This window comes from Candidatus Avedoeria danica (assembly GCA_016703025.1).
GTDB lineage: Bacteria > Chloroflexota > Anaerolineae > Epilineales > Epilineaceae > Avedoeria > Avedoeria danica.
Map to the genome: position 1 here is coordinate 778,661 of JADJCV010000004.1, position 20,773 is coordinate 799,433.

34 protein-coding genes and 1 pseudogene are annotated in these 20,773 nt (G+C 66.2%); 34 read left to right on the forward strand and 1 reads right to left on the reverse strand.

The window, feature by feature from the left end; all coding sequences use genetic code 11:
* The first annotated feature begins 95 nt into the window (after positions 1-95).
* The 34 genes and pseudogenes from rpsL (at position 96) to rpsI (ending at position 19,804) form a co-directional block, all read left to right on the forward strand.
* Positions 96-518 carry a 30S ribosomal protein S12 gene (gene rpsL / locus IPG72_06465; protein ID MBK6768639.1) on the forward strand — a complete coding sequence of 141 codons (423 nt, stop codon included), beginning with the start codon at positions 96-98 and terminating at the stop codon, positions 516-518.
* A gap of 232 nt (positions 519-750) precedes the next feature.
* Entirely contained in the window at positions 751-1,221 is a 471-nt protein-coding gene (rpsG, locus tag IPG72_06470) for a 30S ribosomal protein S7 (protein ID MBK6768640.1), read from the forward strand.
* Between the two features lie 60 nt (positions 1,222-1,281).
* The gene (gene fusA / locus IPG72_06475; GenBank protein ID MBK6768641.1) at positions 1,282-3,366 is read left to right on the forward strand and encodes an elongation factor G; all 2,085 of its coding nucleotides are present in this window, start codon (positions 1,282-1,284) and stop codon (positions 3,364-3,366) included.
* Positions 3,367-3,420: 54 nt separating this feature from the next.
* Positions 3,421-4,620: pseudogene (tuf, locus tag IPG72_06480) on the forward strand (elongation factor Tu).
* Positions 4,621-4,642: 22 nt separating this feature from the next.
* Positions 4,643-4,954 (forward strand): 30S ribosomal protein S10, encoded by a 312-nt coding sequence (gene rpsJ / locus IPG72_06485; GenBank protein ID MBK6768642.1) that lies wholly within the window; start codon positions 4,643-4,645, stop codon positions 4,952-4,954.
* 83 nt (positions 4,955-5,037) lie between these two features.
* A complete protein-coding gene (gene rplC, locus IPG72_06490) occupies positions 5,038-5,682 on the forward strand; it encodes a 50S ribosomal protein L3 (protein MBK6768643.1) in 645 nt (214 codons plus the stop codon).
* On the forward strand, positions 5,682-6,341 hold the full coding sequence (gene rplD / locus IPG72_06495; GenBank protein MBK6768644.1) for a 50S ribosomal protein L4: 660 nt from the start codon (positions 5,682-5,684) through the stop codon (positions 6,339-6,341). The genes rplC and rplD overlap by 1 nt, the downstream gene beginning before the upstream one ends.
* A complete protein-coding gene (gene rplW, locus IPG72_06500) occupies positions 6,334-6,615 on the forward strand; it encodes a 50S ribosomal protein L23 (GenBank protein ID MBK6768645.1) in 282 nt (93 codons plus the stop codon). The genes rplD and rplW overlap by 8 nt, the downstream gene beginning before the upstream one ends.
* Before the next feature lie 10 nt (positions 6,616-6,625).
* Entirely contained in the window at positions 6,626-7,459 is an 834-nt protein-coding gene (rplB, locus tag IPG72_06505) for a 50S ribosomal protein L2 (GenBank protein ID MBK6768646.1), read from the forward strand.
* Positions 7,460-7,558: 99 nt separating this feature from the next.
* Positions 7,559-7,843 (forward strand): 30S ribosomal protein S19, encoded by a 285-nt coding sequence (rpsS, locus tag IPG72_06510; GenBank protein ID MBK6768647.1) that lies wholly within the window; start codon positions 7,559-7,561, stop codon positions 7,841-7,843.
* Between the two features lie 12 nt (positions 7,844-7,855).
* Entirely contained in the window at positions 7,856-8,236 is a 381-nt protein-coding gene (rplV, locus tag IPG72_06515; protein ID MBK6768648.1) for a 50S ribosomal protein L22, read from the forward strand.
* 14 nt (positions 8,237-8,250) lie between these two features.
* Positions 8,251-8,922, forward strand: a complete 672-nt coding sequence (gene rpsC / locus IPG72_06520) for a 30S ribosomal protein S3 (GenBank protein MBK6768649.1) — start codon at positions 8,251-8,253, stop codon at positions 8,920-8,922.
* A 12-nt stretch (positions 8,923-8,934) separates the two neighbouring features.
* On the forward strand, positions 8,935-9,369 hold the full coding sequence (gene rplP / locus IPG72_06525) for a 50S ribosomal protein L16 (protein MBK6768650.1): 435 nt from the start codon (positions 8,935-8,937) through the stop codon (positions 9,367-9,369).
* Complete coding sequence (gene rpmC, locus IPG72_06530; GenBank protein MBK6768651.1) at positions 9,369-9,593, forward strand: 50S ribosomal protein L29; 225 nt, start codon at positions 9,369-9,371, stop codon at positions 9,591-9,593. The genes rplP and rpmC overlap by 1 nt, the downstream gene beginning before the upstream one ends.
* A 12-nt stretch (positions 9,594-9,605) precedes the next feature.
* Positions 9,606-9,854 carry a 30S ribosomal protein S17 gene (rpsQ, locus tag IPG72_06535; protein MBK6768652.1) on the forward strand — a complete coding sequence of 83 codons (249 nt, stop codon included), beginning with the start codon at positions 9,606-9,608 and terminating at the stop codon, positions 9,852-9,854.
* Positions 9,851-10,219: a 50S ribosomal protein L14 gene (gene rplN, locus IPG72_06540; protein ID MBK6768653.1), complete on the forward strand. Its 369-nt coding sequence runs from the start codon at positions 9,851-9,853 to the stop codon at positions 10,217-10,219. Before rpsQ ends, rplN begins: the two co-directional genes overlap by 4 nt.
* A gap of 10 nt (positions 10,220-10,229) precedes the next feature.
* The gene (locus IPG72_06545; protein MBK6768654.1) at positions 10,230-10,547 is read left to right on the forward strand and encodes a 50S ribosomal protein L24; all 318 of its coding nucleotides are present in this window, start codon (positions 10,230-10,232) and stop codon (positions 10,545-10,547) included.
* 16 nt (positions 10,548-10,563) lie between these two features.
* Positions 10,564-11,109 (forward strand): 50S ribosomal protein L5, encoded by a 546-nt coding sequence (gene rplE, locus IPG72_06550; protein ID MBK6768655.1) that lies wholly within the window; start codon positions 10,564-10,566, stop codon positions 11,107-11,109.
* A 23-nt stretch (positions 11,110-11,132) separates the two neighbouring features.
* A complete protein-coding gene (locus tag IPG72_06555; protein ID MBK6768656.1) occupies positions 11,133-11,315 on the forward strand; it encodes a type Z 30S ribosomal protein S14 in 183 nt (60 codons plus the stop codon).
* An 88-nt stretch (positions 11,316-11,403) separates the two neighbouring features.
* Positions 11,404-11,802: a 30S ribosomal protein S8 gene (gene rpsH / locus IPG72_06560; protein MBK6768657.1), complete on the forward strand. Its 399-nt coding sequence runs from the start codon at positions 11,404-11,406 to the stop codon at positions 11,800-11,802.
* 9 nt (positions 11,803-11,811) lie between these two features.
* Positions 11,812-12,366, forward strand: a complete 555-nt coding sequence (rplF, locus tag IPG72_06565; GenBank protein ID MBK6768658.1) for a 50S ribosomal protein L6 — start codon at positions 11,812-11,814, stop codon at positions 12,364-12,366.
* Position 12,367: 1 nt separating this feature from the next.
* On the forward strand, positions 12,368-12,739 hold the full coding sequence (locus IPG72_06570; protein ID MBK6768659.1) for a 50S ribosomal protein L18: 372 nt from the start codon (positions 12,368-12,370) through the stop codon (positions 12,737-12,739).
* An 11-nt stretch (positions 12,740-12,750) separates the two neighbouring features.
* On the forward strand, positions 12,751-13,434 hold the full coding sequence (gene rpsE, locus IPG72_06575; protein ID MBK6768660.1) for a 30S ribosomal protein S5: 684 nt from the start codon (positions 12,751-12,753) through the stop codon (positions 13,432-13,434).
* Positions 13,424-13,639, forward strand: coding sequence for a 50S ribosomal protein L30 (gene rpmD / locus IPG72_06580; protein ID MBK6768661.1), 216 nt, complete (start codon positions 13,424-13,426; stop codon positions 13,637-13,639). The genes rpsE and rpmD overlap by 11 nt, the downstream gene beginning before the upstream one ends.
* 26 nt (positions 13,640-13,665) lie before the next feature.
* Positions 13,666-14,163, forward strand: a complete 498-nt coding sequence (gene rplO, locus IPG72_06585) for a 50S ribosomal protein L15 (GenBank protein MBK6768662.1) — start codon at positions 13,666-13,668, stop codon at positions 14,161-14,163.
* Positions 14,164-14,202: 39 nt separating this feature from the next.
* Complete coding sequence (gene secY / locus IPG72_06590; protein ID MBK6768663.1) at positions 14,203-15,528, forward strand: preprotein translocase subunit SecY; 1,326 nt, start codon at positions 14,203-14,205, stop codon at positions 15,526-15,528.
* A 76-nt stretch (positions 15,529-15,604) separates the two neighbouring features.
* On the forward strand, positions 15,605-15,718 hold the full coding sequence (gene rpmJ / locus IPG72_06595) for a 50S ribosomal protein L36 (protein ID MBK6768664.1): 114 nt from the start codon (positions 15,605-15,607) through the stop codon (positions 15,716-15,718).
* 10 nt (positions 15,719-15,728) lie between these two features.
* Positions 15,729-16,106 (forward strand): 30S ribosomal protein S13, encoded by a 378-nt coding sequence (rpsM, locus tag IPG72_06600; protein MBK6768665.1) that lies wholly within the window; start codon positions 15,729-15,731, stop codon positions 16,104-16,106.
* 54 nt (positions 16,107-16,160) lie between these two features.
* The gene (gene rpsK / locus IPG72_06605; GenBank protein ID MBK6768666.1) at positions 16,161-16,565 is read left to right on the forward strand and encodes a 30S ribosomal protein S11; all 405 of its coding nucleotides are present in this window, start codon (positions 16,161-16,163) and stop codon (positions 16,563-16,565) included.
* Between the two features lie 155 nt (positions 16,566-16,720).
* On the forward strand, positions 16,721-17,707 hold the full coding sequence (locus IPG72_06610; protein ID MBK6768667.1) for a DNA-directed RNA polymerase subunit alpha: 987 nt from the start codon (positions 16,721-16,723) through the stop codon (positions 17,705-17,707).
* Between the two features lie 3 nt (positions 17,708-17,710).
* A complete protein-coding gene (gene rplQ / locus IPG72_06615) occupies positions 17,711-18,061 on the forward strand; it encodes a 50S ribosomal protein L17 (protein MBK6768668.1) in 351 nt (116 codons plus the stop codon).
* Positions 18,058-18,861, forward strand: coding sequence for a tRNA pseudouridine(38-40) synthase TruA (gene truA, locus IPG72_06620; GenBank protein MBK6768669.1), 804 nt, complete (start codon positions 18,058-18,060; stop codon positions 18,859-18,861). Before rplQ ends, truA begins: the two co-directional genes overlap by 4 nt.
* Positions 18,858-19,304 (forward strand): 50S ribosomal protein L13, encoded by a 447-nt coding sequence (rplM, locus tag IPG72_06625; protein MBK6768670.1) that lies wholly within the window; start codon positions 18,858-18,860, stop codon positions 19,302-19,304. The genes truA and rplM overlap by 4 nt, the downstream gene beginning before the upstream one ends.
* 95 nt (positions 19,305-19,399) lie before the next feature.
* Positions 19,400-19,804, forward strand: a complete 405-nt coding sequence (gene rpsI, locus IPG72_06630) for a 30S ribosomal protein S9 (protein ID MBK6768671.1) — start codon at positions 19,400-19,402, stop codon at positions 19,802-19,804.
* A gap of 103 nt (positions 19,805-19,907) precedes the next feature.
* Here rpsI and IPG72_06635 read toward each other — a convergent pair whose 3' ends face one another.
* On the reverse strand, positions 19,908-20,738 hold the full coding sequence (locus IPG72_06635; protein ID MBK6768672.1) for a TlyA family RNA methyltransferase: 831 nt from the start codon (positions 20,736-20,738) through the stop codon (positions 19,908-19,910).
* Positions 20,739-20,773: the final 35 nt, after the last annotated feature.

Genomic DNA, 20,773 nt, shown 5'->3' on the forward strand with positions numbered 1-20,773 from the left:
GGCAGAGTGCGGCCATTTCTTGACGCGGAGCGTGCTCTGCTCTATTCTTTCCCTTCGTGCCTGCGAACGGCACCCGAAGCTCAGCGGAGACTCCAGTGCCGACGATCAATCAGTTGGTCCGCAAGGGCCGCACGAAGCAAGTGAAGAAGACGAAGGCGCCCGCGCTGCGGTTTGCGTTCAACACCTTCCGGCGTCGCTTGGTCGACACCGGCGGTGCGCCGCAGAAGCGGGGCGTGTGCACGATCGTCCGCACGCAGACGCCCAAGAAGCCGAATTCCGCGCTCCGGAAGGTGGCGCGTGTGCGGCTTTCGAATGGGATGGAGGTCACGGCCTACATTCCGGGTGAAGGACACAATCTGCAGGAGCACTCGACCGTCCTGATTCGCGGCGGTCGCGTGAAGGATCTTCCCGGCGTGCGCTATCACATCGTCCGCGGCGCATTGGACGCCAACGGCGTCGACAAGCGGCGCCGCGGTCGGTCGAAGTACGGTGCCAAGCGGCCCAAGGCCAAGAAGTAGTCCGAGCCGCTGTGGTGATTCCATCACCGCACCAGGTGGGGTGCTGTTCGTGGCTTCCCAAACCGGTGTGGCCCTCTGAGAAGAGGGTGCATCCGCGTCAGATCCCGAGCGTCGCATCGATCCCTTTCGGAGGGACGATCGGCGGCCAATACTCGGGATCTTTCTCTGTCCAGTGACCGTGATCGTGACAGGCCCCGATCGGCGGGGCGGTGAGTAAGGAGACGCTTCAGACATGCCTCGACGAACACGACCGCCCAAGCGCGAAACCCCGCCCGATGCACGGTACGACAACCGTTTGGTCGGCGCGTTCATCAATCGGCTGATGGTCGGCGGCAAGAAGTCGACCGCCGAGCGGATCATGTACGACGCGTTCGACACGATTGAGCAGCGGTTGAAGCGCCCGGCCGTCGAGGTGTTCGAGCAGGCGATGCGCAACGTCATGCCGCTCGTCGAGGTGAAGCCGCGGCGCGTCGGTGGATCGACGTATCAGGTGCCGGTCGAGGTTCGGCCGGATCGCCGCGTTGCGCTTGGGATGCGCTGGATCATCGGCGTGTCGCGCAAGCGGAGCGGCAAGGGGATGAGCAGCAAGCTCGCCGGGGAGTTGATGGACGCGGCCAACGGGCAAGGGGCGACCGTGCGCAAGCGCGAGGAGACCCACCGCATGGCCGATGCGAACAAGGCATTTGCGCATTACCGTTGGTAGTTCGCCCGATTGAACGCAGATCGGCGCGCCGGGTCATCGGCGCGCATGGGAGCTTGAGTGATGGCTGACGAGAACCTATCGCGAACCCGCAACATCGGGATCATCGCACACATCGACGCCGGCAAGACCACGACGTCGGAGCGCATCCTGTACTACACCGGCCGGACCTACAAGATCGGCGAGGTGCACGACGGGACCGCGACGATGGACTGGATGGCCCAGGAGCGCGAGCGCGGCATCACGATCACCGCTGCGGCGACGACGGCCGAGTGGGAAGGGCACAAGATCAACCTGATCGACACGCCGGGCCACATCGACTTCACGGTCGAGGTCCAACGGAGCTTGCGCGTGCTCGACGGGGGCGTCGTCGTCTTCGATGCCGTCGCCGGTGTCGAGCCGCAGTCGGAGACGGTGTGGCGGCAGGCGGACAAGTACGAAGTTCCGCGCATCTGCTTCGTGAACAAGATGGACCGCACCGGCGCCGACATGGACCGGACGGTGCAGATGATCATCGACCGCCTCGGCGCCAAGCCGGTGCGGATCCAGATGCCGATCGGCATCGAGGCGGACTACATCGGCCTCATCGATCTGGTCGAGATGCGGCAGTGGGTCTGGACGGACGAGGATCTCGGCGCGAAGCCTGAGATCGGCGACGTCGAACCGCGGCTGCTCGCCGAGGCCGAGGCGCAGCGTGAGAAGCTCGTCGAGGGGGTCGCCGAGTTCGACGACGAGCTGATGATGATGTTCCTGGACGGGCAGCACCCCGACGCGCCGACGCTCAAGCGGGCGATCCGCCGTGCGACGCTGGCGAACGCGGTCGTGCCGGTCCTGTGCGGCACGGCGCTCCGGAACAAGGGCGTCCAGCCGTTGCTCGATGCCGTGATCGACTACCTGCCGAGTCCGGTCGACGTACCGCCTGTGACGGGCACCGAGCCGGGCGAGGGCGTCGAGCTCGTGCGCAATCCGGACAAGAACGAGCCGTTCTGCGCGCTCGTGTTCAAGATCGTCACGGATCCGTTCGTCGGCAAGCTGGCGTTCATCCGGGTGTACAGCGGTGCGGTGAACACGGGCGACAAGATCCTGAACGTTTCGCGCAACCGCACGGAGCGGCTCGGCCGGCTCGTGCTCATGCATGCGAACTCGCGCGAGGAGATCAAGGGCGTGACCGCCGGCGACATCGCCGCGATCATCGGTCCGAAGGATCTGACGACGGGCGACACGCTGTGCGACCCGGATAAGCCGATCATGCTCGAGCCGATCGAGTTCCCGGATCCGGTCATCCATGTGGCGATCGAGCCGAAGTCGAAGGCCGACAACGACAAGATGATCGAGGCGATGGCGCGTCTGGCCGAGGAAGATCCGACGTTCCAGATCCGCAACGACCAGGAGACCGGGCAGACGCTCATCTACGGGATGGGCGAGCTGCACCTGGAGGTCTTCGTCGACCGGATGCGCCGCGAGTTCCGCGTTCAGGCGAACGTTGGCCGACCGCAGGTGGCCTATCGGGAGACGATCACGCAGCCGGCGCTCAAGGTCGAGGGGCGGTTCGTCCGCCAGACCGGCGGTCGCGGGCAGTATGGCCACGTGATCATCGACATGACGCCGAACGAGCCGGGCGGCGGGATCACGTTCGAGAACGCGACCGTCGGGGTGAACATCCCGCGCGAGTACATCGCACCCATCGAGGCCGGGACGCGTGAGGCGCTGAAGACGGGCCTGTTGTCCGGCTTCGCCGTCGTGGACGTCCATGTCGCGCTGAAGGACGGTTCGTACCACGACGTCGACTCGAGCGAGGCGGCGTTCAAGGTCGCGGCGAGCCTCGCCGTGAAGGAAGCGCTGCAGAAGGGCAAGTCCGTGCTGCTCGAGCCGGTCATGAAGGTCGAGGCCGTCGTGCCGGAGGAGTACACCGGTGACGTCATGGGCGACCTCAACAGCCGCCGTGGGCAGATCGACGCGATGGACCCGCGCGCCGGCGGTGTGACGAGCATCCGCGCGTTCCTGCCGTTGGCCGAGATGTTCGGCTACGCATCGGACCTGCGGTCGATGACCCAGGGCCGGGGTACGTTCACGATGGAGTTTGCCCGCTACGAGCGGGTGCCGGAGAAGGTCAGTCAAGCCGTGGCCGCCGAGCGGGCCAAGGCCTAACCGTTCCAGACACAGCCTAACAGTTCCAGACATAGTGAGCGAGGAGAGAGGGAAATGGGCAAGGCAACGTTCGTACGCAACAAGCCGCACGTGAACGTAGGGACGATCGGGCACGTGGACCACGGGAAGACGACGTTGACGGCGGCGATCACGCGGACGCTGGCGACGAAGGGCTGGGCGAAGTTCACGGCGTTCGACCAGATCGACAAGGCGCCGGAAGAGCGGGAGCGCGGCATCACGATCGCGATCGCGCACGTGGAGTACGAGACGGAGAACCGGCATTACGCGCACGTGGACTGCCCGGGACACGCCGACTACATCAAGAACATGATCACGGGCGCGGCGCAGATGGACGGGGGCGATCCTGGTGGTGTCGGCGCCGGACGGTCCGATGCCGCAGACGCGGGAGCACGTGCTGTTGGCGCGGCAGGTCGAGGTGCCGGCGATGGTGGTGTTCCTGAACAAGGTCGACATGATGGACGACGAGGAGCTGTTGGAGCTCGTCGAGCTGGAGCTGCGGGAGCTGCTGAGCGCGCAGCACTTCGACGGGGACAACACGCCGATCGTGCGCGGGAGCGCGCTGAAGGCGTTGGAGTGCACGTCGAACGAGCCGACGGCGCCGGAGTATCAGTGCATCTACGCGTTGATGGACGCGGTGGACGCGTGGGTGCCGGAGCCGGAGCGGGAGATCGACAAGCCGTTCCTGATGCCGATCGAGGACGTGTTCTCGATCAAGGGGCGGGTACGGTGGTGACGGGCCGCGTCGAGCGCGGGATCGTGAAGACGGGCGAGGAAATCGAGATCATCGGACTTGGCGAGACGCGCAAGACCGTGGTGACGGGTGTGGAGATGTTCCGGAAGATCCTGGACGAGGGGCGGGCGGGCGACAACGTCGGCGTGCTGCTGCGCGGGATCGGGCGGGACGACGTGCAGCGGGGCCAGGTGGTGTGCAAGCCGGGCAGCATCAAGCCGCACACGAAGTTCGAGGCCGAGGTGTACGTGCTGAAGAAAGAGGAGGGTGGGCGGCACACGCCTTTCTTCAACGGGTACCGGCCGCAGTTCTTCATTCGGACGATGGACGTGACGGGGAGCGCGACGCTGCCGGGCGGGACCGAGATGGTCATGCCGGGCGACAACGTGAACCTGAACGTGGAGCTGATCACGCCGGTGGCCCTCGATGCGGGCAGCCGGTTCGCGATCCGCGAGGGCGGCCGCACCGTCGGTGCCGGCGTCATCACCAAGATCATCGCGTAGCAAGCGCGGCGGGAGGGAAACGATGGCTCGTCAGCGCATCCGGATCCGACTCAAGGCCTATGACCATCGGGTCATCGACCAAAGTGCGCGCAAGATCGTGGAAGAAGCCGAGCGCACCGGCGCGCAGTGCGTGGGTCCGGTCCCGCTGCCGACGCGCATCGAGAAGTACACCGTCATGCGATCCACGTTCATCGACAAGGACTCGCGTGACCAGTTCGAGATTCGGACGCACAAGCGCCTGATCGACATCATCGAGCCGAGCGCCAAGACGCTTGACTCGCTCACCCGCCTGAACTTGCCGGCGGGTGTCGACATCGAGATCAAGTCCAGCTAGGGTGCCGCGGGTCTGACTCGGTCGGGCGTCTTGCCCGAGCCGGTGCGGATCTTCGGGCCACACGGACCAAGGATCGAAGGGTTATGAAGGGACTACTGGGTTACAAGCGCGGCATGGCCCGCATCTTCGCCGAGAAGGGTCTCGCGGTGCCGGTGACGGTCATCGAGGCCGGCCCTTGCGTCGTGACGCAGGTCAAGACGCACGAGCGGGACGGCTACCAGGCCGTTCAGCTCGGGTTTGGCGCGGTCAAGCCGAAGCGGCTTACCCAAGCGCAGCGCGGACACCTTGAGGCCAGCGGCGGACAGTCGTTGCGGCACATCAAGGAGTTCAAGCTGAAGGGCGAGCCCGACGTCAGTCTCGGCGACACGCTGGACGTCTCGGTGTTTGCGCCGGGCGACCGCATCCAGGTGACGGCCACCAGCCGCGGCCTTGGGTTTGCGGGAACGATCAAGCGCCACCACTTCAACCGCCAGCGCAAGACGCACGGCGCCTCGGATCGCGAGCGCGCACCGGGCTCGGTCGGCGCCGGCACGACGCCGGGCAAGACGATCAAGGGCATTCGGATGGCCGGCCGGATGGGCGGCGAGCGCGTGACGGTGCGCAACCTCGAGGTCGTCGTCGCCGATCCGGCGCGCAACCTCTTGGCGGTGCGCGGCGCGGTGCCCGGCTTCGACGGCGGGCTCGTCGTCATTCGCGGCCTCGAGCGACATCCGAAGGGAGGCTGGTGATGCAGGCACCGCTCTTTGATGGCAGCGGCGCGCAGATCGGCCAGCGGGAGCTGCCGGACTACGTCTTCGGCATCGAGCCGAACCGGGCCGTCATGCACCAGGCGCTCGTCCGCCAGTTGGCGAACGCGCGGCAGGGAACGCACTCGACGCTTCATCGCGGCGAGGTGAACCGGACGCGCAAGAAGCTCTATCGCCAGAAGGGCACGGGCGGGGCGCGGCATGGCGATCGCAAGTCGCCGATCTTCGTCGGCGGCGGCAAGGTCCACACGCCGAAGCCGCGCGACTACTCCGTGCGGATGCCGCGTCAGATGCGACGGCTGGCCCTTCGATCGGCGCTCTCCGCCAAGGCACAGGCGGACGCGATCACGCTCGTCGACGGCCTGGCGATGGACGTGCCCAAGACGAAGGAAATGGCGTTGCTCCTCGACAAGCTGACCGGCGGCGCGACGACGCTCCTGCTGTTGGCGGGCCGGAACATGGAAGTCGAGCGCTCGGTGCGGAACCTGGCGCATGTGAAGTACCTGCACTCGGGTTATCTGAACGTGCGCGACCTGCTCGGGTACGACCGGATCCTGATGCCGCTCTCGGCGCTCGACGCCGTCGTCGCGCACTTGGACGACACCCGTGTGCCCGCTGGAATGGAGGGGGACGATGCATAAGTACGACGTCCTCGTCCGACCGATCAGCACCGAGAAGGCCGACGTCCTGACGGCGCGCTTCAACCAGTACGTCTTCGAGGTGGCCAGGGGCGCGAACAAGCGCCAGATCAAAGAGGCCATCGAGGGGATCTTCCAGGTGACGGTCGCGGACGTTCGGACGATGGTCATCGCCGGACAGGTGAAGCGTTGGGGTCGACACCTATCGCGGTCGTCGACGTGGAAGAAGGCCATTGTGACGCTCGCGCCGGGCGACGTCATCGACCTGGCCGTTTAGGGAGTTCCTGATGCCGATCAAGGTATACAAGCCAACGTCCCCCGGCCGGCGGGGAATGCTCGGCTACAGCTTCGACGAGATCACGCGCAGCACGCCCGAGCGCTCGCTGCTCGAGCCGCTGCCGCGCAACGGTGGGCGATCACACGGGCGCGTGACGGTGCGGCACCGCGGCGGGGGTCACAAGCGCCGCTACCGCGTCATCGACTTCAAGCGCAACAAGTTCGGCGTGCCGGGGACGATCGCTACGATCGAATACGATCCGAACCGCACGGCGCGCATCGCCTTGGTCCATTACGCGGACGGCGAGAAGCGCTATATCGTCGCCCCGGTCGGCCTCCGGGTCGGCGACCCGGTGATGAGCGGCCCCACCGCCGAGATCAAGGTCGGCAACGCGCTGCCGCTGCGGAGCATCCCGCTCGGCACGATGATCCACAATGTCGAGCTCTACAAGGGCAAGGGCGGTCAGCTCGTGCGCTCGGCCGGCGCATCCGCCCAGCTGCTTGCCAAGGACGGCGACTATGCGCAGTTGCGCATGCCGTCGGGCGAGGTGCGCAAGATCCGGATGGAGTGCCTGGCCACGGTCGGCCAGGTCGGCAACGTGGAGCACGGCAACATCAAGCTCGGCAAGGCGGGCCGGTCGCGCTGGCTCGGCCGCAAGCCGGCCGTCCGCGGCTCGGCGATGGATCCGGGCAGCCACCCGCACGGTGGTGGCGAGGGGAAGACCGGCATCGGGTTGAAGCACCCGAAGACGCCGTGGGGCAAGCCGGCGCTCGGCTTCCGCACGCGATCGAACAAGACGACCGATCCATTCATCGTGCGGCGTCGCCGCAAGAAGGGCCGCTAGCACCGCGACCTGGGTTCGCGCTGTCGAAACCTGACGACTGTCGAGACTTGGCGACTGCCCGGACCTGGTAAACGGATCTGGCGCACGGAGGACTGAACGATGTCACGCTCGTTGAAAAAGGGCCCGTTCTGCGAAACGAAGCTGTTGGCGCGAATCGACGCGCTGAACGCGACGAACGACAAGCGCGTGATCCGCACGTGGTCGCGGGCCAGCATGATCTTTCCGCAGATGGTCGGTCACACGATCGCCGTTCACAACGGGCGCTTGCACGTGCCGGTGTACGTGACCGAGAACATGGTGGGGCACAAGCTGGGCGAGTTCGCCCCGACCCGCACGTTCAAGGGGCACAGCTTCAAGGAAAAAGCCGCCAAAGTGCGGCGGTAGGGGAGGGAAACGATGAGCCTTGCCATTCGCGCCCACGTCACACGGCTGCCCGTCTCGCCCCGCAAGGCGCGGCTGGTGGTGGATGTCGTGCGCGGCATGCCGGTTGAGACCGCGTTGGCGCAGCTGCTCTACCTGCCGAACAAGTCGTCGGAGTACGTGGCGAAGCTCATCAAGAGCGCCGCGGCGAACGCCGAAGAGAACTTTGGGCTGATGCGCGACGAGTTGTACGTGGCCGAGATCTTCGCCGACGAGGGGCCGCGCAAGCGTGCCGGTCGATTCGGCGGCCGCGGCCGCTTCAAGCCGTTGATTCACCGCTCTTGCCATCTTGGCGTTGCGCTCAAGGAGCGCAACCCGATCGACCTCTCGGCGCCGCCTTCCGCGGCGGCCGAGTAGGAGGAGGACGACCCATGGGTCGAAAGGTTCATCCCTACGGCTTTCGGCTCGGCATCATCAAGCCATGGCGGGCACGGTGGTTTGCCGAGGGCCGGCTGTACGGCGAGCTGCTGCAGGAGGATCTCAAGGTCCGCGACTTGATCGACCGGACGGTCGGGCATGCCGGGATCGGCGAGATCATGATCGAGCGGTTTCCGCGCCAGCTGAACGTGACCATTCATACGGCCAAGCCCGGCATCATCATCGGCCGCAAGGGCGCCAGCGTCGAGCTGCTTCGCAAGGAGCTGACGGAGCGAACGGGCAAGGCGGTCAAGGTGGACGTCGTGGAGATCACATCGCCCGAGACGAGCGCGCCGATCGTTGCCCAGTCGATGGCCCAGCAGCTCGAGCGGCGGATCAGCCACAAGCGGGCGATGAAGCAGACCGCGTTCCGTGCGATCCGTGCCGGTGCCCAGGGCATCAAGATCATGTGCAGCGGCCGGTTGGGCGGCTCCGAGATGTCGCGAACGGACAAGGTGATCATGGGCCGTGTGCCGCGTCAGACGCTGCGCGCCGATATCGACTTCCACATCGCCGAGGCGCTCACGACGTACGGGCGGATCGGGGTCAAGGTCTGGGTGTACCACGGTGAGGTCCTCCCCGGTGAGGAGCCGCTCATGGCCACCGAGGCCGATTTCAAGAGCTAGGAGAACGCGGCCATGTTGATGCCGAAGCGCACGAAATATCGGAAGCAGTTCCGCGGCCGCATGAAGGGCGCCGCGACCCGCGGCAACTCGGTGCAGTTCGGGGAATTCGGTTTGCAGTCGCTGTCGCCCTCGTGGGTCACCAGCCGGCAGATCGAGGCGGCCCGGCGCGCCATCGTCCGCTACGTTCGACGTGGCGGCAAGATCATCATCCGTGTCTTCCCCGACAAGCCGGTGACGGCGAAGGCAGCCGAGACCCGCATGGGATCCGGCAAGGGCGCGGTGGACCACTGGGTGGCGGTCGTCCGGCCGGGCAGCGTGCTCTTCGAGATCAGCGGTGTGAGCGAGGACCAGGCCCGCGAGGCGTTTCGCCTGGCCGGGCACAAGCTGCCCGTTCAGACGCAGTTCGTGATGAAGTCCCAGTTCCAACTGGGCGGAGGTGAAGCCTGATGCACGCACGTGAAATCCGGCCGTTGTCGGACGCTGAGATCGAAGATGCGATCGAGAAGGCGCGCGAGGAACTCTTCAACCTTCGGTTCCAGCGATCGGTGGGACAACTGACCGATACGAACCGACCGCGGTTCGTGCGCCGCAACTTGGCGCGACTGATGACCGTGCGCCACGAGCGCGAGATCTGGGCGGCCTTCGAGGCCGGCTCAGCGGCCCAAGGGTAAAGGAACCAGACCATGCCAAAGCGCAGGCTCACGGGCACCGTGATCAGCAACAAGATGCAGAAGACAGCGGTCGTGCGCGTCGAGCGGCGCAAGCAGCACCCGCTCTACCGCAAGGTCATCCGCCACCACACGCACTTCCACGCCCACGATGAGGCCGACGAAGCGCGCATCGGCGATCGTGTCGTCATCGAGGAGCACCTGCCGATGTCGCGCTTGAAGCGATGGGTCATCGTCGAGTGGCTTGGCCGAGGTGACGCATGATCCAGATGCAGACCCGCCTCCGATCGGCCGACAACACCGGCGCCAAGGAACTGATGTGCATCAAGGTCCTCGGCGGCTCCAAGCGGCGTTACGCCGGCGTCGGCGACATCATCGTGTGCAGCGTGAAGCAGGCGGCGCCGCACGGCGCGGTGAAGAAGGGCGACGTCGTGCGCTGCGTGGTCGTGCGAACGGCCAAGGAGTACGGACGCGCCGACGGCAGCTACATTCGCTTCGATGAGAACGCGGCGGTCCTCATCGACAAGGACGGCAACCCGCGCGGAACGCGCATCTTCGGACCGGTGGCACGTGAGCTGCGCGATCGACGCTACATGCGCATCGTCAGCCTGTCACCTGAGGTTCTCTAGGAGTTCGGCCATGAATCGCGTACGTAAGGGCGACCTCGTCGAGGTCATCGCCGGCGACGACAGCGGCGCGCGGGGCGAAGTGCAGAGCGTGCTGCTCGGCAAGGGCCGAGTGCTGGTGCGCGGTGTGAACATGGTGAAGAAGCACCAGCGGCGAACCGGTGGCGTGCGGACGCAAACGGGCATCATCGAGTTCGAGGCGCCGCTACACCTGTCGAACGTGATGCCGGTGTGCAGCGCGTGCGACAAGCCGGTGCGGGTGGGCTTCTCGGTCAGTGGTGAGGGCCGCAAGGTCCGGCAGTGCCGCGCGTGCGGCGCGATCTTCGACTAGCGGCGGGGAGGCGAACGTGTTCAAGCCATTGCGTGAGAGGTACCACGACGAGATCGTCGGTACGTTGACGGAGGAATTCAAGTTCCGGTCGCCGATGCAGGTGCCGCGGCTTGAGAAGATCGTGGTGAACATCGGACTCGGCGAGGCGCTCACAAACGCCAAGGCGATCGATTTCGCCACCGGGGACCTGCAGCAGATCTGCGGGCAGAAGCCGGTCGTCACGCGCGCTCGCAAGAGCATCGCGACGTACAAGCTGCGCGAGGGCAACCCGATCGGGGCCAAGGTCACGCTCCGCGGCCAGCGGATGTGGGACTTCCTGACGCGGTTGATCTACGTGGCGCTGCCGCGAACGCGCGATTTCCGGGGCGTCAGCCCGAACGGGTTCGACGGCCGAGGGAACTACACCCTTGGCCTCAAGGAGCAGTTGATCTTTCCGGAGATCGACTACGACAAGATCGACAAGGTGCGCGGCATGGAGGTCACGATCGTGACGTCGGCCGCGAACGATGAGGAGGCGCGACGCCTGTTCGCTCTCCTTGGAATGCCGTTCTGGAGCCGATAGTTTCGTCGGCTGAGGAGATGACCATGGCGAAAACGTGTATGACCTATCGAGAGCAGCGGCGCAAGTTCCCGGTGCGCGTGCGCAACCGCTGCACGCGCTGCGGCCGGCCGCGCGGCTACATGCGCAAGTTCCGCTTGTGCCGAATCTGTTTTCGGCATTACGCGCTGGAAGGCAAGATCCCTGGGGTTGTCAAGTCCAGCTGGTAACCATTGAACGACGCCAGAGGACCCTTTCGCTTGCCCGGAACCGGGGATCGGAGCCGGCAGCGATGTTTCGCGACGGAGCGAACCACACATGAGCATGTCAGATCCCATCGCCGACCTCCTGACGCGCGTTCGCAATGCGAACGAGCGCCGGCACAAGTACGTCATGATGCCGTCCTCGAAGATCAAGGTTGAGATCGCCCGAATCCTCCAGGATGAGGGCTACATCAACGGCTTCGAGGTGGCTGACGTCGAAGGTCGGCCAACGCTCCGCATGGAGCTTCGGTACAGTCAAGGCCGCGCGCCGGTCATCACCCAGCTCGAGCGGGTCAGCAAGCCCGGTCGGCGGGTGTACGCCAAGCGACGCGACGTTCCACGGGTGCTACAGGGCATGGGCATCGCCATCCTCACGACGCCGCGGGGCGTCATGACGGGCAAACAGGCCCGCCATGAGAACGTGGGCGGCGAAGTCCTGTGCTACGTCTGGTAGGAGGCGCGTATGTCCCGCATCGGCAAGCAACCGATTCCCGTTCCGACGGGGGTCGACGTCAAGATCGAGGGTTCGGCCGTCACCGTCAAGGGGCCGAAGGGCCAGTTGGCGCGTGCGTTCGATCCCGACATGGCGATCGCCCGTGAGAACGGCGAGCTGCGCGTGACGCGACCGTCGGACGAACAGCGCCATCGTGCGCTGCACGGCCTGACGCGCGCCTTGCTCAGCAACATGGTCACCGGCGTGACGGACGGCTTCCAGCGTACGCTCGAGCTCGTCGGCACGGGGTACCGGGCCGAGGAGGAAGGCAAGGCGCTCGTCCTGTCGCTCGGGTTCTCCCACACGATCCGCAAAGAGGTGCCGCCCGGCATCCAATGCGTCGTCGAGGATCGCGGCAAGCGGGTGATCATCACGGGCTGCGACAAGGAACAGGTCGGCCAGTTCGCGATCGATATCAAGCGCCTTCGGCCGCCGGAGCCTTACAAGGGCAAGGGCGTGCGCTTCGCCGGCGAGTATGTTCGGCTCAAGCAGGGCAAGACCGGCAAGGGCAAGGGGAAGAAGTAAGATGGCAACCGTTTCCTACGAGCGGCGGATCTCGCGCCTCAAGCGGCACAACCGCGTGCGGCGCGGGCTTTCCGGTACGCCGGTCCGGCCGCGCATGGCCGTGTTCCGGAGCCTCAAGCACATCTATGCCCAGATCATCGACGATACGAGTGGGCACACCGTCGCCAGCGCTTCATCGCGCGAAGCGGCGCTGGCCGGAGATCTGACCGGTCAGCCCAAGCGCGAGCAGGCAAAGGTCATCGGCCGCGTCGCGGCCGAGCGGGCCAAGGCGCTCGGCATCGACGCCGTGGTGTTCGATCGCGGCGGTTACCGCTATCACGGACGGATTCAGGCCTTGGCCGACGCCGCCCGTGAAGCCGGCCTCAAGTTCTAGGAGCGATAAACATGGACCAACCCCAAACGGATTTCCCGGGCGGCGGCGGTGGTGCCGGCGGTGCCGGCGGTGGCGGCGGACGACGACGCGGTGGCGGCGGCGGTGGTGCGGCCGGCGGACGGCCGGGCGGACAAGGGGGGGGTCGCCAGGGCGGCGGCGACCGCGGCGACCGACGGCGCCGCGACCGTGAGGAACCCGAGTTCGACGAGCGCATCGTCGCGATCGACCGTACGGCCAAGACGCTCAAGGGCGGCCGGAACTTCGGCTTTCGGGTCGTTATGGTCGTCGGCGACAACAAGGGCAAGGTCGGCGTGGCCGTCGGCAAGGCGAACGAGGTGCCGGACGCGATCCGCAAAGGGATCGAGCGCGCCAAGAAGTCGATGATCACGGTGCCGATCCTGGGCCACACGATCCCGCATCAGGTCACGCACCGCAAGACGGCCTCCAAGATGATGCTGCGACCGGCGACGCCCGGTACCGGCGTGATCGCCGGCCGCGGTGCGCGCGACGTGCTCGAGGCGGCCGGGATTCGCGACATCCTGACGAAGGGGCACGGCAGCAACAATGTGCTCAACGTCACCTTCGCCACTTTCGAGGCGCTCCAGCACCTCAAGGATCCGGTGGAGGAGGCGCGCCGCCGCGGCAAGCCGTTGGCGGACGTCATGCCCTTCTGGAGCGGTCGAAATGTCGAGTGAGATGGTGCGTGTGACCTATGTGAAGAGCGCGATCGGCTACAGCCAGCGACAGAAGGACACCGTGCGCTCGCTCGGCCTCCGTCGACTGGGTGAGAGCGTGCTCGTTCCGGACAATCCTGCGATTCGTGGCATGGTGGCCGCTGTGGACCACCTCGTTCGGATCGACCCAGTGGCCGATGCCGACGTTACCTTCGTCGACGCCTGACGGCCGATTGAGCGAGGACGATGATGATGAAGTTGCATGACCTCACGCCGGCCGACGGCGCGACCAAGCGCCGAAAGCGGATCGCGCGCGGCAACGCCGGGCGCGGCGGGACGTACGCCGGCCGCGGCGTCAAAGGCCAGAATGCCCGAACGGGTGGCGCGAAGGAACCGTTCTTCGAAGGTGGCCAGTTGCCCTTCGTCCGGCGCCTGCCGTTCATCCGCGGCTTCACGAACATCTTCCGGGTCGAGTACACGCCGGTGAACGTGTCGCGGATCGAGGCGCTGTTCGACACCGGCGCCACCGTCACGCCCCTTGGCCTGTTCGAGGCCGGCGTGCTGAAGAACGCCGCCGAACCGTACAAGATCCTGGGCGGCGGGAAGCTCGCCAAGTCGTTGACGGTGCAGGCGCCCCGATTCAGCGCGGCCGCCCGCACGGTCATCGAGGGCGCGGGCGGGACGTGCGAGTCGTTGGCGGACGAATTCAAGCGGGCCGGGATGCGGCGCGAACACAAGCGCGGGAACTAGCCGCCCGTCACCGGGCGGCAAACGTCTGAGAGGAACGTCATGCTGGATTCGCTCCGCCAATCGTTGCGCTTGCCCGACCTGCGTCGGCGCATTCTCTATACGATCGCGATCCTGGCGGTCTACCGCTTCGCGGCCCATGTGCCCGTGCCGGGCGTCAACAAGGTCGCGCTCACGCAGCTCTTCAACGCGACGGATGCCGGCGCCGTCGGTCGGGCGCTCAGCTTTCTGGACCTTCTTTCAGGCAGCGCTCTGCAGCGATTCTCGGTCATGACGCTTGGCGTCTATCCCTACATCACCGCCTCGATCATCATGCAGCTCCTCACGCCGCTCATCCCGTCGCTCGAGGAGCTCTCGAAGGAAGGCGAGGCAGGCCGCAACAAGATCAACATGTGGACGTACTGGTTGACGATCCCGTTGGCGTTGGTGCAGGCGATCGCCCAGATCGCGCTCATCAACGGCCAGGGAGCCACCAGCACGGGGGGCCAGGTCATCAGCTTCGGCGCCGGTCAGCCGCTCAACACGCTGGCGGTGCTGGTGGCGCTGACGGCCGGTACGTACTTTGGGCTCTGGCTCGGCGAGCGGATCACCGAGAAGGGCATCGGCAACGGCGTGTCGATCCTCATCTTTGCCGGCATCGTGAGCGGCATGCCGGCACGGATGTACTCCGTCTTCACCGAATCGATCCTGGCGTTTATCGCCGTGATCTCGCTGACGGTCGCCACGGTGTTCCTGATCGTGATCGTCCAGGAAGGCCATCGACGGATTCAGGTGCAGTACGGCCGACAGATGCGCGGCCAGCGCGTCTACGGCGGGCAGTCGACGTACATCCCGCTGCGGGTCAACTCGACCGGCATGATCCCGCTGATCTTCGCGAACTCGCTGCTCATCTTCCCGGCGGTGATCGGGGGTGTGCTCAGCACGTCCTCGCCCCTCGACTCGATCGGCAGCCGGATCGGAACGTTTCTGAGCCTCAACTTCGATCCGAACGCGTGGCTGTACTACCTGGTCTACTTCGTCCTCGTCATCGTGTTCACGTTCTTCTACACGGACGTTGTGTTCCGGCAGCAGAACTTGCACGAGACGCTCCAGCGCAATGGCGGCTTCGTGCCCGGCATCCGGCCCGGCAAGCGCACCGAGGACTATCTCACGGGCATCATGCACCGGATCACGTTCGTGGGCGCCGTCTTCCTCGGCGTGGTCGCGGTGTTGCCGTTCTTCGCCGGAAAGCTCACCGGCCTGTCGGCCACCACCTCGATGGTGATGGACGCGACCGGGCTGCTCATCGTGGTCGGCGTCGTCCTCGACACGATCAAACAGCTCGAGGCGCAGCTCACGATGCGTCACTACGAAGGGTTTATCCGCTAGCCCGTTTGACGGGTTGGCGTCGACTGTGTAAGCTTATCCCTTGCCTTGCGGCTGGGGCGGCGGAGGAGAGACGGGCATGAAGGTTCATCCGAGTGTGAAGAAGCGCTGTGAGAAGTGCAAGATCATTCGACGCAATGGCGTGGTGTACGTCATCTGCCAAACCAAGAAGCACAAGCAGCGTCAGGGCTAGGGGGACGACGATGGCACGTATTGCGGGCGTCGATCTGCCGCGCGACAAGCGGACGATCATTTCGCTGACCTATATCTTCGGCGTCGGCCGGCACACCAGCGAGGCGATCCTCGAGGGGACCGGCGTCAATGGGAACACGCGGCTGAAGGAACTGACCGACGAGGAGATCGGGCGTCTGCGGACGTTCATCGACCAGAACATCAAGGTCGAGGGCGATCTGCGTCGCGAGGTCGGACAGAACATCAAGCGACTTCAGGAGATCGGCTGCTACCGTGGCATCCGGCACCGCCGCCGGCTGCCGTTGCGCGGCCAGCGGACCCGCACGAACGCCCGAACGAACCGAGGACCCCGCAAGACGGTTCCGGTGCGGAAGCGGGCCGGCAAGTAACGACGCCCACGGGGCCGCGCACCTGCGAGGCCCCGGCTTGACGAGGAGACGACGATGGCTCGACGCCAGACGCAAACGAGCGGCCGCCGCGGCCGGCGGGTGGCGCGTAAGAACGTCCCGAGTGGACGCGCATACGTGCATGCCACGTTCAACAACACGATCATCACGATCACCGACCCGAACGGCAACACCGTTTGCTGGAAGAGCGGTGGGACGGCCGGCTTCAAGGGCTCGCGCAAGAGCACCCCATACGCTGCCCAGCTCGCTGCCGAAGCGGTGGCAAAGGAAGCGGGCGAGCATGGGATGCGCGAAGTAGAGGTGCTCGTCAAGGGGCCAGGTCCGGGGCGCGAGTCGGCGGTTCGGTCGCTCTTTCAGGGTGGCCTGAAGGTCAACTCCATCACGGACGTCACGCCGATTCCGTTCAACGGTTGCCGCCCGCGCAAGAAGCGGCGCGTCTAGTTCGGTCTCGTCGCCCGGCGATCGCGCCGGATCGTGCGACGGACCGCCGACGCGGAGCACGGACGCCGGGACAGTGCGCTGGGTGAGGGTTGGGGGATGCGGCACGAGAAAGTGCCGGGAACAGCGGAGAGGGTGCTTTGGAGAACATGCTGTCATTGGACCAAACACGCGTTGAGATTCAGCGCTCAACAGACCGTTACGCGCAGATCACGGTTCGCCCGTTGCTGGGGGGATACGGCACGACGCTCGGCAACGCGTTGCGGCGGGTGCTGCTCAGCAGCCTCGACGGCGTGGCGATCACGAGCATCAAGGTGGCCGACGTCTACCACGAGTTCTCCGTCATCCCGAACACGCGCGAGGATTCGACGCAGCTGTTGCTGAACCTCAAGGAGGTCCGGTTTCGGCCGATGTCGGACAACGGCGTGGGAGAGTGGCGCCTGAACCTGATGGCGCATGGCGAGGGGCTGGTCACGGCGGCCGACATCCAGCTGCCGAGCGACCTCGAGATCGCCAACCCTGAGCAGCCGCTCGTGACGCTCGATTCGCGGGAGGCAGCACTGCAGCTCGAGTTCATCGTGCGCCGCGGTCGGGGATACTCGCCGGCCGAGGATCGCGGAAAGCTGCAGATCGGCGAGTTGCCGGTCGATGCGATCTTCAGCCCGATTCGGCGCGTGACCCACCAGGTCATGAAGACGCGCGTCGGCAAGCTGGCGAACTATGACAGCTTGACGCTCGAAGTCTGGACGGACGGCACGCTCAGGCCGGAGGATGCGCTTCGCAAGGCTTCGGCGCTGCTGGTCGACCAGTTCAGAATCATCGCCGGGTTCGGTGCCGAGCCGATGCCCGAGATCGAAGTCGAGCGGCAGGGGATCCCCAAGCATGTGTATGAGACCGCCATTGAAGAGCTCTCGCTCTCCGTGCGCGCGTACAACTGCCTCAAGCGCGCGGGCCTGACGCGTGTGGGTGAGATTCTCGAACGCATGTCGCACGGATTCGATGACATGCTGCTCATCCGAAACTTCGGCCAGAAGTCTTTGGATGAACTGATCGAAGCCCTGGAGGGCAAGGGTTACATGGAGTACATTCCCGGGCGTGATCTGCCTTCCGAGGCCGCGCCGATTGCCGAAGGGGCGGAGGGCTAGACGATGCATGCGAAATTCGGTCACAAGCTCGGGCGCAAGACCGGTCACCGGCGCGCCATGTTCCGCAACCTGATGAGCGACCTCTTCCGCCATGAGCGGATCCGCACGACGTCGGCCAAGGCCGACGCCGTGCGAGGCGAGGCGGAGAAGCTGATCACGTTCGCCCGCAAGGGGGACTTGCATGCCCGGCGGATGATCATGCGTGAGATCCAGGACCAGGACATCGTGGACAAGCTGATCCACGTGATCGGTCCTGACATGAGCGAGCGACCGGGCGGCTACACCCGGATCGTGAACCTTGGCCCGCGCAAGGGCGATGCCGCCCCGATGGTGTACTTGGAGTTGGTCGACTGACGGAACGACGGCTGAGGGCGCGCGTCGCGTACGACGGTTCCGCGTTCGCGGGGTGGCAGCGCCAGCCCGGAGCGCGCACCGTCCAAGGTGTCATCGAGGCCGCGCTCACCGAGATCATGGGTCAAGACGTGCGCGTCGTCGGTGCCGGACGGACGGACGCCGGGGTGCACGCGTCAGGGCAGATCATGCACTTTGACAGTCGATGGATCGGACATCCGGTGGACGTGCGCCGTGCGGCGAACGCCGTGTTGCCACGCGATGTGGCGCTCTTGCGCGTGTCCTCGGCGCCGCCGGGTTTTCATGCGCGGTACAGCGCCACGGCGCGGTCATATCGGTACCGGCTCTGGTGCCGCCAGGTCCGGCAACCGCTCGTGCGGCGAACTTCGCTACACGTGCCGTTCCCGCTCGATGTCGAAGCCATGGCCCGTGCAGCCGACCGGCTGATCGGCAGCCACGACTTCGCGGCCTTGGGCCGACCTGTGGGCGGATCGGAGATCACGGTCCGCCGGCTCGATCGCTTGGACGTCGTCAAGCGCGGCGCTTTCGTTGATCTGTGTTTCGTCGGCAACGCCTTCTTGCGGCATCAGGTGCGTAGGACGGTGGGGCTGCTTCTGGACATCGGGCGCGGCAAGTGGCCGCCGGAGACGGTGGACGCGGTGCTGGCCGGACATGCCGGCGCGCCGACTGCGTGGCGGGCACCGGCGTGGGGTCTGACGTTGACGAGTGTGTCCTATCCATCTGAGACTGAGTTCATCGCGCGTGCAGAGATGCGCGCGCTGACGGGAGGGGAAGAACGATGATGCGAACCTACACGCCGAAGCTGTCGGACGTGGAACGAAACTGGTGGGTCGTCGATGCGGACGGCCAGAACCTCGGGCGTCTGGCGTCGGCGATCGCGCAGCGCCTGCGGGGCAAGCACCGGCCGGACTTCACGCCGCATCTCGACCTCGGCGATCACGTGATCGTCGTGAACGCGTCGCGCATTGCCACCACCGGGGCGCGCATGGCCGACAAGATGTACTATACGCACTCGGGCTATCCGGGCGGCTTGCGCGAATCGAACCTCGCGTCCATGATGGACAAGCATCCCGATCGGGTGCTCAAGCTGGCCGTCAAGGGCATGCTTCCTCGGAACCGCCTCGGCCGCGCCATGATCAAGAAGCTCAGGGTGTACGGCGGGGCCGAGCACCCGCATGCCGCCCAGAAGCCGCTGATCCTCGTCATCGATACATCCCTCGGTTGATCGGCTGCGTGCCCGCGGCGACAACGGGTCGTTGCAGCGCACGCGATTAGGAGTGAGAGACCATGTCCGCACAGACCGCGACGCGACGAGCGACGATGGCCGTCAACCTGGACGGCCGCTACTTCTACGGGCTTGGCCGGCGAAAGTCAGCCTCGGCCCAGGTGCGCTTCTATCCGGCCGGCAACGGGGCCGTGCTCGTGAACGGCAAGCCGCTGGAGGACTACTTCGGCCGCGAGCGTGACCGCGCCACCGTTCTCTCCCCCATCGGGGCGGCGAACGTCGGCGCGTACACCGTCACCGCCTTGGTCCAGGGCGGCGGCATCACGGGCCAGTCGGGCGCCATCATGCAGGGCATTGCCCGTGCGCTCGTCCTTTCCGACGAAGAGAATCGCAACGCGTTCCGCCGCGGCGGGTTCCTGACGCGCGATCCGCGCGAGAAGGAACGGAAGAAGCCCGGCCTCAAGCGTGCCCGTAAGGCACCGCAGTACACGAAGCGTTAGTCCGCCGTCCTTGGCAGCAGATGAACGGGCGCCCGCTGGCGAGTCCAGCGGGCGCCTTCTTCCGCGCCCAGCCGTTTGCGCCCAGCCAACCCATTGCGCCCATTCAGTGCACAGGCTCGTCGGGCGCGCGCAGGCAGGCCTCGATCACTTCGTCGCGGTCGTGGGTTGTCGTCGCGGGCACATCGTCGAGTGCCGGTCGTCGCAGCGCGATGAGGAACTCGCGATTGCCGTCCGCGCCGGTGATCGGCGAGGACAGGCCGCCCTCCAGTTGCCAGTGCGCCTTTTCGGCGGCGTCCAGCACGTCTTGAAGCACCCGCCGATGAACCGCCGGATCGCGCACGACCCCGCCGCGTCCGACCTCGACGCGACCGGCCTCGAACTGCGGCTTGACGAGCGCGATGACGCCGGCGCCGGGCGCAACGAGGCCCCACACCGCCGGCAGCACGAGCCTGAGCGAGATGAACGCAACGTCCACGACGGCGATCGTCGGCGCTTCGGGAAAGGCTTCCAGCGCGCGGATGTCGGTGCGCTCGAGGCACGTCACGCGCGGATCGTTCCGCAAGCGCCACGCCAGCTGGCCGCGCCCGACGTCCACCGCATACACGTGGCACGCTCCGCGCTGCAGCAGGCAGTCCGTGAAGCCGCCTGTCGACGCGCCGACGTCGAGCGCGACTTGATCCGCGACGTCCCAGCCGAACGCAACGAGTGCGGCTTCGAGCTTGTCGCCGCCTCGGCCGACGAACCGCTTTGCCGGCCGGACGGTGATCTCGGCGTCGCGCCGCACCGGCATGCCCGGCTTGTCGCTGCGGTGCCCGTCGACGGTAACGTCACCGGCGCGGATCAAGGACTGCGCGCGCGTGCGGCTCTCCGCCAAACCGCGCAGGACGAGAAGCTCGTCGAGTCGGCAGCGCGCACTGGTCCGAGGCGTGTCCATCGACCGAACATGGTAGCGCAGCATCGCGCGGCGTT

Bases quoted from the DNA above. Each gene is read 5' to 3' on its own strand.
- rpsK (MBK6768666.1), top strand. From the start codon at position 16,161: ATGGCTCGACGCCAGACGCAAACGAGCGGCCGCCGCGGCCGGCGGGTG.
- rplB (MBK6768646.1), top strand. From the start codon at position 6,626: ATGCCGATCAAGGTATACAAGCCAACGTCCCCCGGCCGGCGGGGAATG.
- rpsM (MBK6768665.1), top strand. From the start codon at position 15,729: ATGGCACGTATTGCGGGCGTCGATCTGCCGCGCGACAAGCGGACGATC.
- secY (MBK6768663.1), top strand. From the start codon at position 14,203: ATGCTGGATTCGCTCCGCCAATCGTTGCGCTTGCCCGACCTGCGTCGG.
- rpmC (MBK6768651.1), top strand. From the start codon at position 9,369: ATGCACGCACGTGAAATCCGGCCGTTGTCGGACGCTGAGATCGAAGAT.
- fusA (MBK6768641.1), top strand. From the start codon at position 1,282: ATGGCTGACGAGAACCTATCGCGAACCCGCAACATCGGGATCATCGCA.
- rplV (MBK6768648.1), top strand. From the start codon at position 7,856: ATGAGCCTTGCCATTCGCGCCCACGTCACACGGCTGCCCGTCTCGCCC.
- rplQ (MBK6768668.1), top strand. From the start codon at position 17,711: ATGCATGCGAAATTCGGTCACAAGCTCGGGCGCAAGACCGGTCACCGG.
- rpsC (MBK6768649.1), top strand. From the start codon at position 8,251: ATGGGTCGAAAGGTTCATCCCTACGGCTTTCGGCTCGGCATCATCAAG.
- IPG72_06555 (MBK6768656.1), top strand. From the start codon at position 11,133: ATGGCGAAAACGTGTATGACCTATCGAGAGCAGCGGCGCAAGTTCCCG.
- rpsH (MBK6768657.1), top strand. From the start codon at position 11,404: ATGAGCATGTCAGATCCCATCGCCGACCTCCTGACGCGCGTTCGCAAT.
- rplD (MBK6768644.1), top strand. From the start codon at position 5,682: ATGCAGGCACCGCTCTTTGATGGCAGCGGCGCGCAGATCGGCCAGCGG.
- rplC (MBK6768643.1), top strand. From the start codon at position 5,038: ATGAAGGGACTACTGGGTTACAAGCGCGGCATGGCCCGCATCTTCGCC.
- rpsQ (MBK6768652.1), top strand. From the start codon at position 9,606: ATGCCAAAGCGCAGGCTCACGGGCACCGTGATCAGCAACAAGATGCAG.
- IPG72_06635 (MBK6768672.1), bottom strand. From the start codon at position 20,738: ATGGACACGCCTCGGACCAGTGCGCGCTGCCGACTCGACGAGCTTCTC.
- rplF (MBK6768658.1), top strand. From the start codon at position 11,812: ATGTCCCGCATCGGCAAGCAACCGATTCCCGTTCCGACGGGGGTCGAC.
- rplO (MBK6768662.1), top strand. From the start codon at position 13,666: ATGAAGTTGCATGACCTCACGCCGGCCGACGGCGCGACCAAGCGCCGA.
- rplM (MBK6768670.1), top strand. From the start codon at position 18,858: ATGATGCGAACCTACACGCCGAAGCTGTCGGACGTGGAACGAAACTGG.
- rpsI (MBK6768671.1), top strand. From the start codon at position 19,400: ATGGCCGTCAACCTGGACGGCCGCTACTTCTACGGGCTTGGCCGGCGA.
- rpmD (MBK6768661.1), top strand. From the start codon at position 13,424: ATGTCGAGTGAGATGGTGCGTGTGACCTATGTGAAGAGCGCGATCGGC.
- rplP (MBK6768650.1), top strand. From the start codon at position 8,935: ATGTTGATGCCGAAGCGCACGAAATATCGGAAGCAGTTCCGCGGCCGC.
- rpsE (MBK6768660.1), top strand. From the start codon at position 12,751: ATGGACCAACCCCAAACGGATTTCCCGGGCGGCGGCGGTGGTGCCGGC.
- rpsJ (MBK6768642.1), top strand. From the start codon at position 4,643: ATGGCTCGTCAGCGCATCCGGATCCGACTCAAGGCCTATGACCATCGG.
- rplN (MBK6768653.1), top strand. From the start codon at position 9,851: ATGATCCAGATGCAGACCCGCCTCCGATCGGCCGACAACACCGGCGCC.
- IPG72_06570 (MBK6768659.1), top strand. From the start codon at position 12,368: ATGGCAACCGTTTCCTACGAGCGGCGGATCTCGCGCCTCAAGCGGCAC.
- rpmJ (MBK6768664.1), top strand. From the start codon at position 15,605: ATGAAGGTTCATCCGAGTGTGAAGAAGCGCTGTGAGAAGTGCAAGATC.
- rpsG (MBK6768640.1), top strand. From the start codon at position 751: ATGCCTCGACGAACACGACCGCCCAAGCGCGAAACCCCGCCCGATGCA.
- rplW (MBK6768645.1), top strand. From the start codon at position 6,334: ATGCATAAGTACGACGTCCTCGTCCGACCGATCAGCACCGAGAAGGCC.
- rpsS (MBK6768647.1), top strand. From the start codon at position 7,559: ATGTCACGCTCGTTGAAAAAGGGCCCGTTCTGCGAAACGAAGCTGTTG.
- IPG72_06545 (MBK6768654.1), top strand. From the start codon at position 10,230: ATGAATCGCGTACGTAAGGGCGACCTCGTCGAGGTCATCGCCGGCGAC.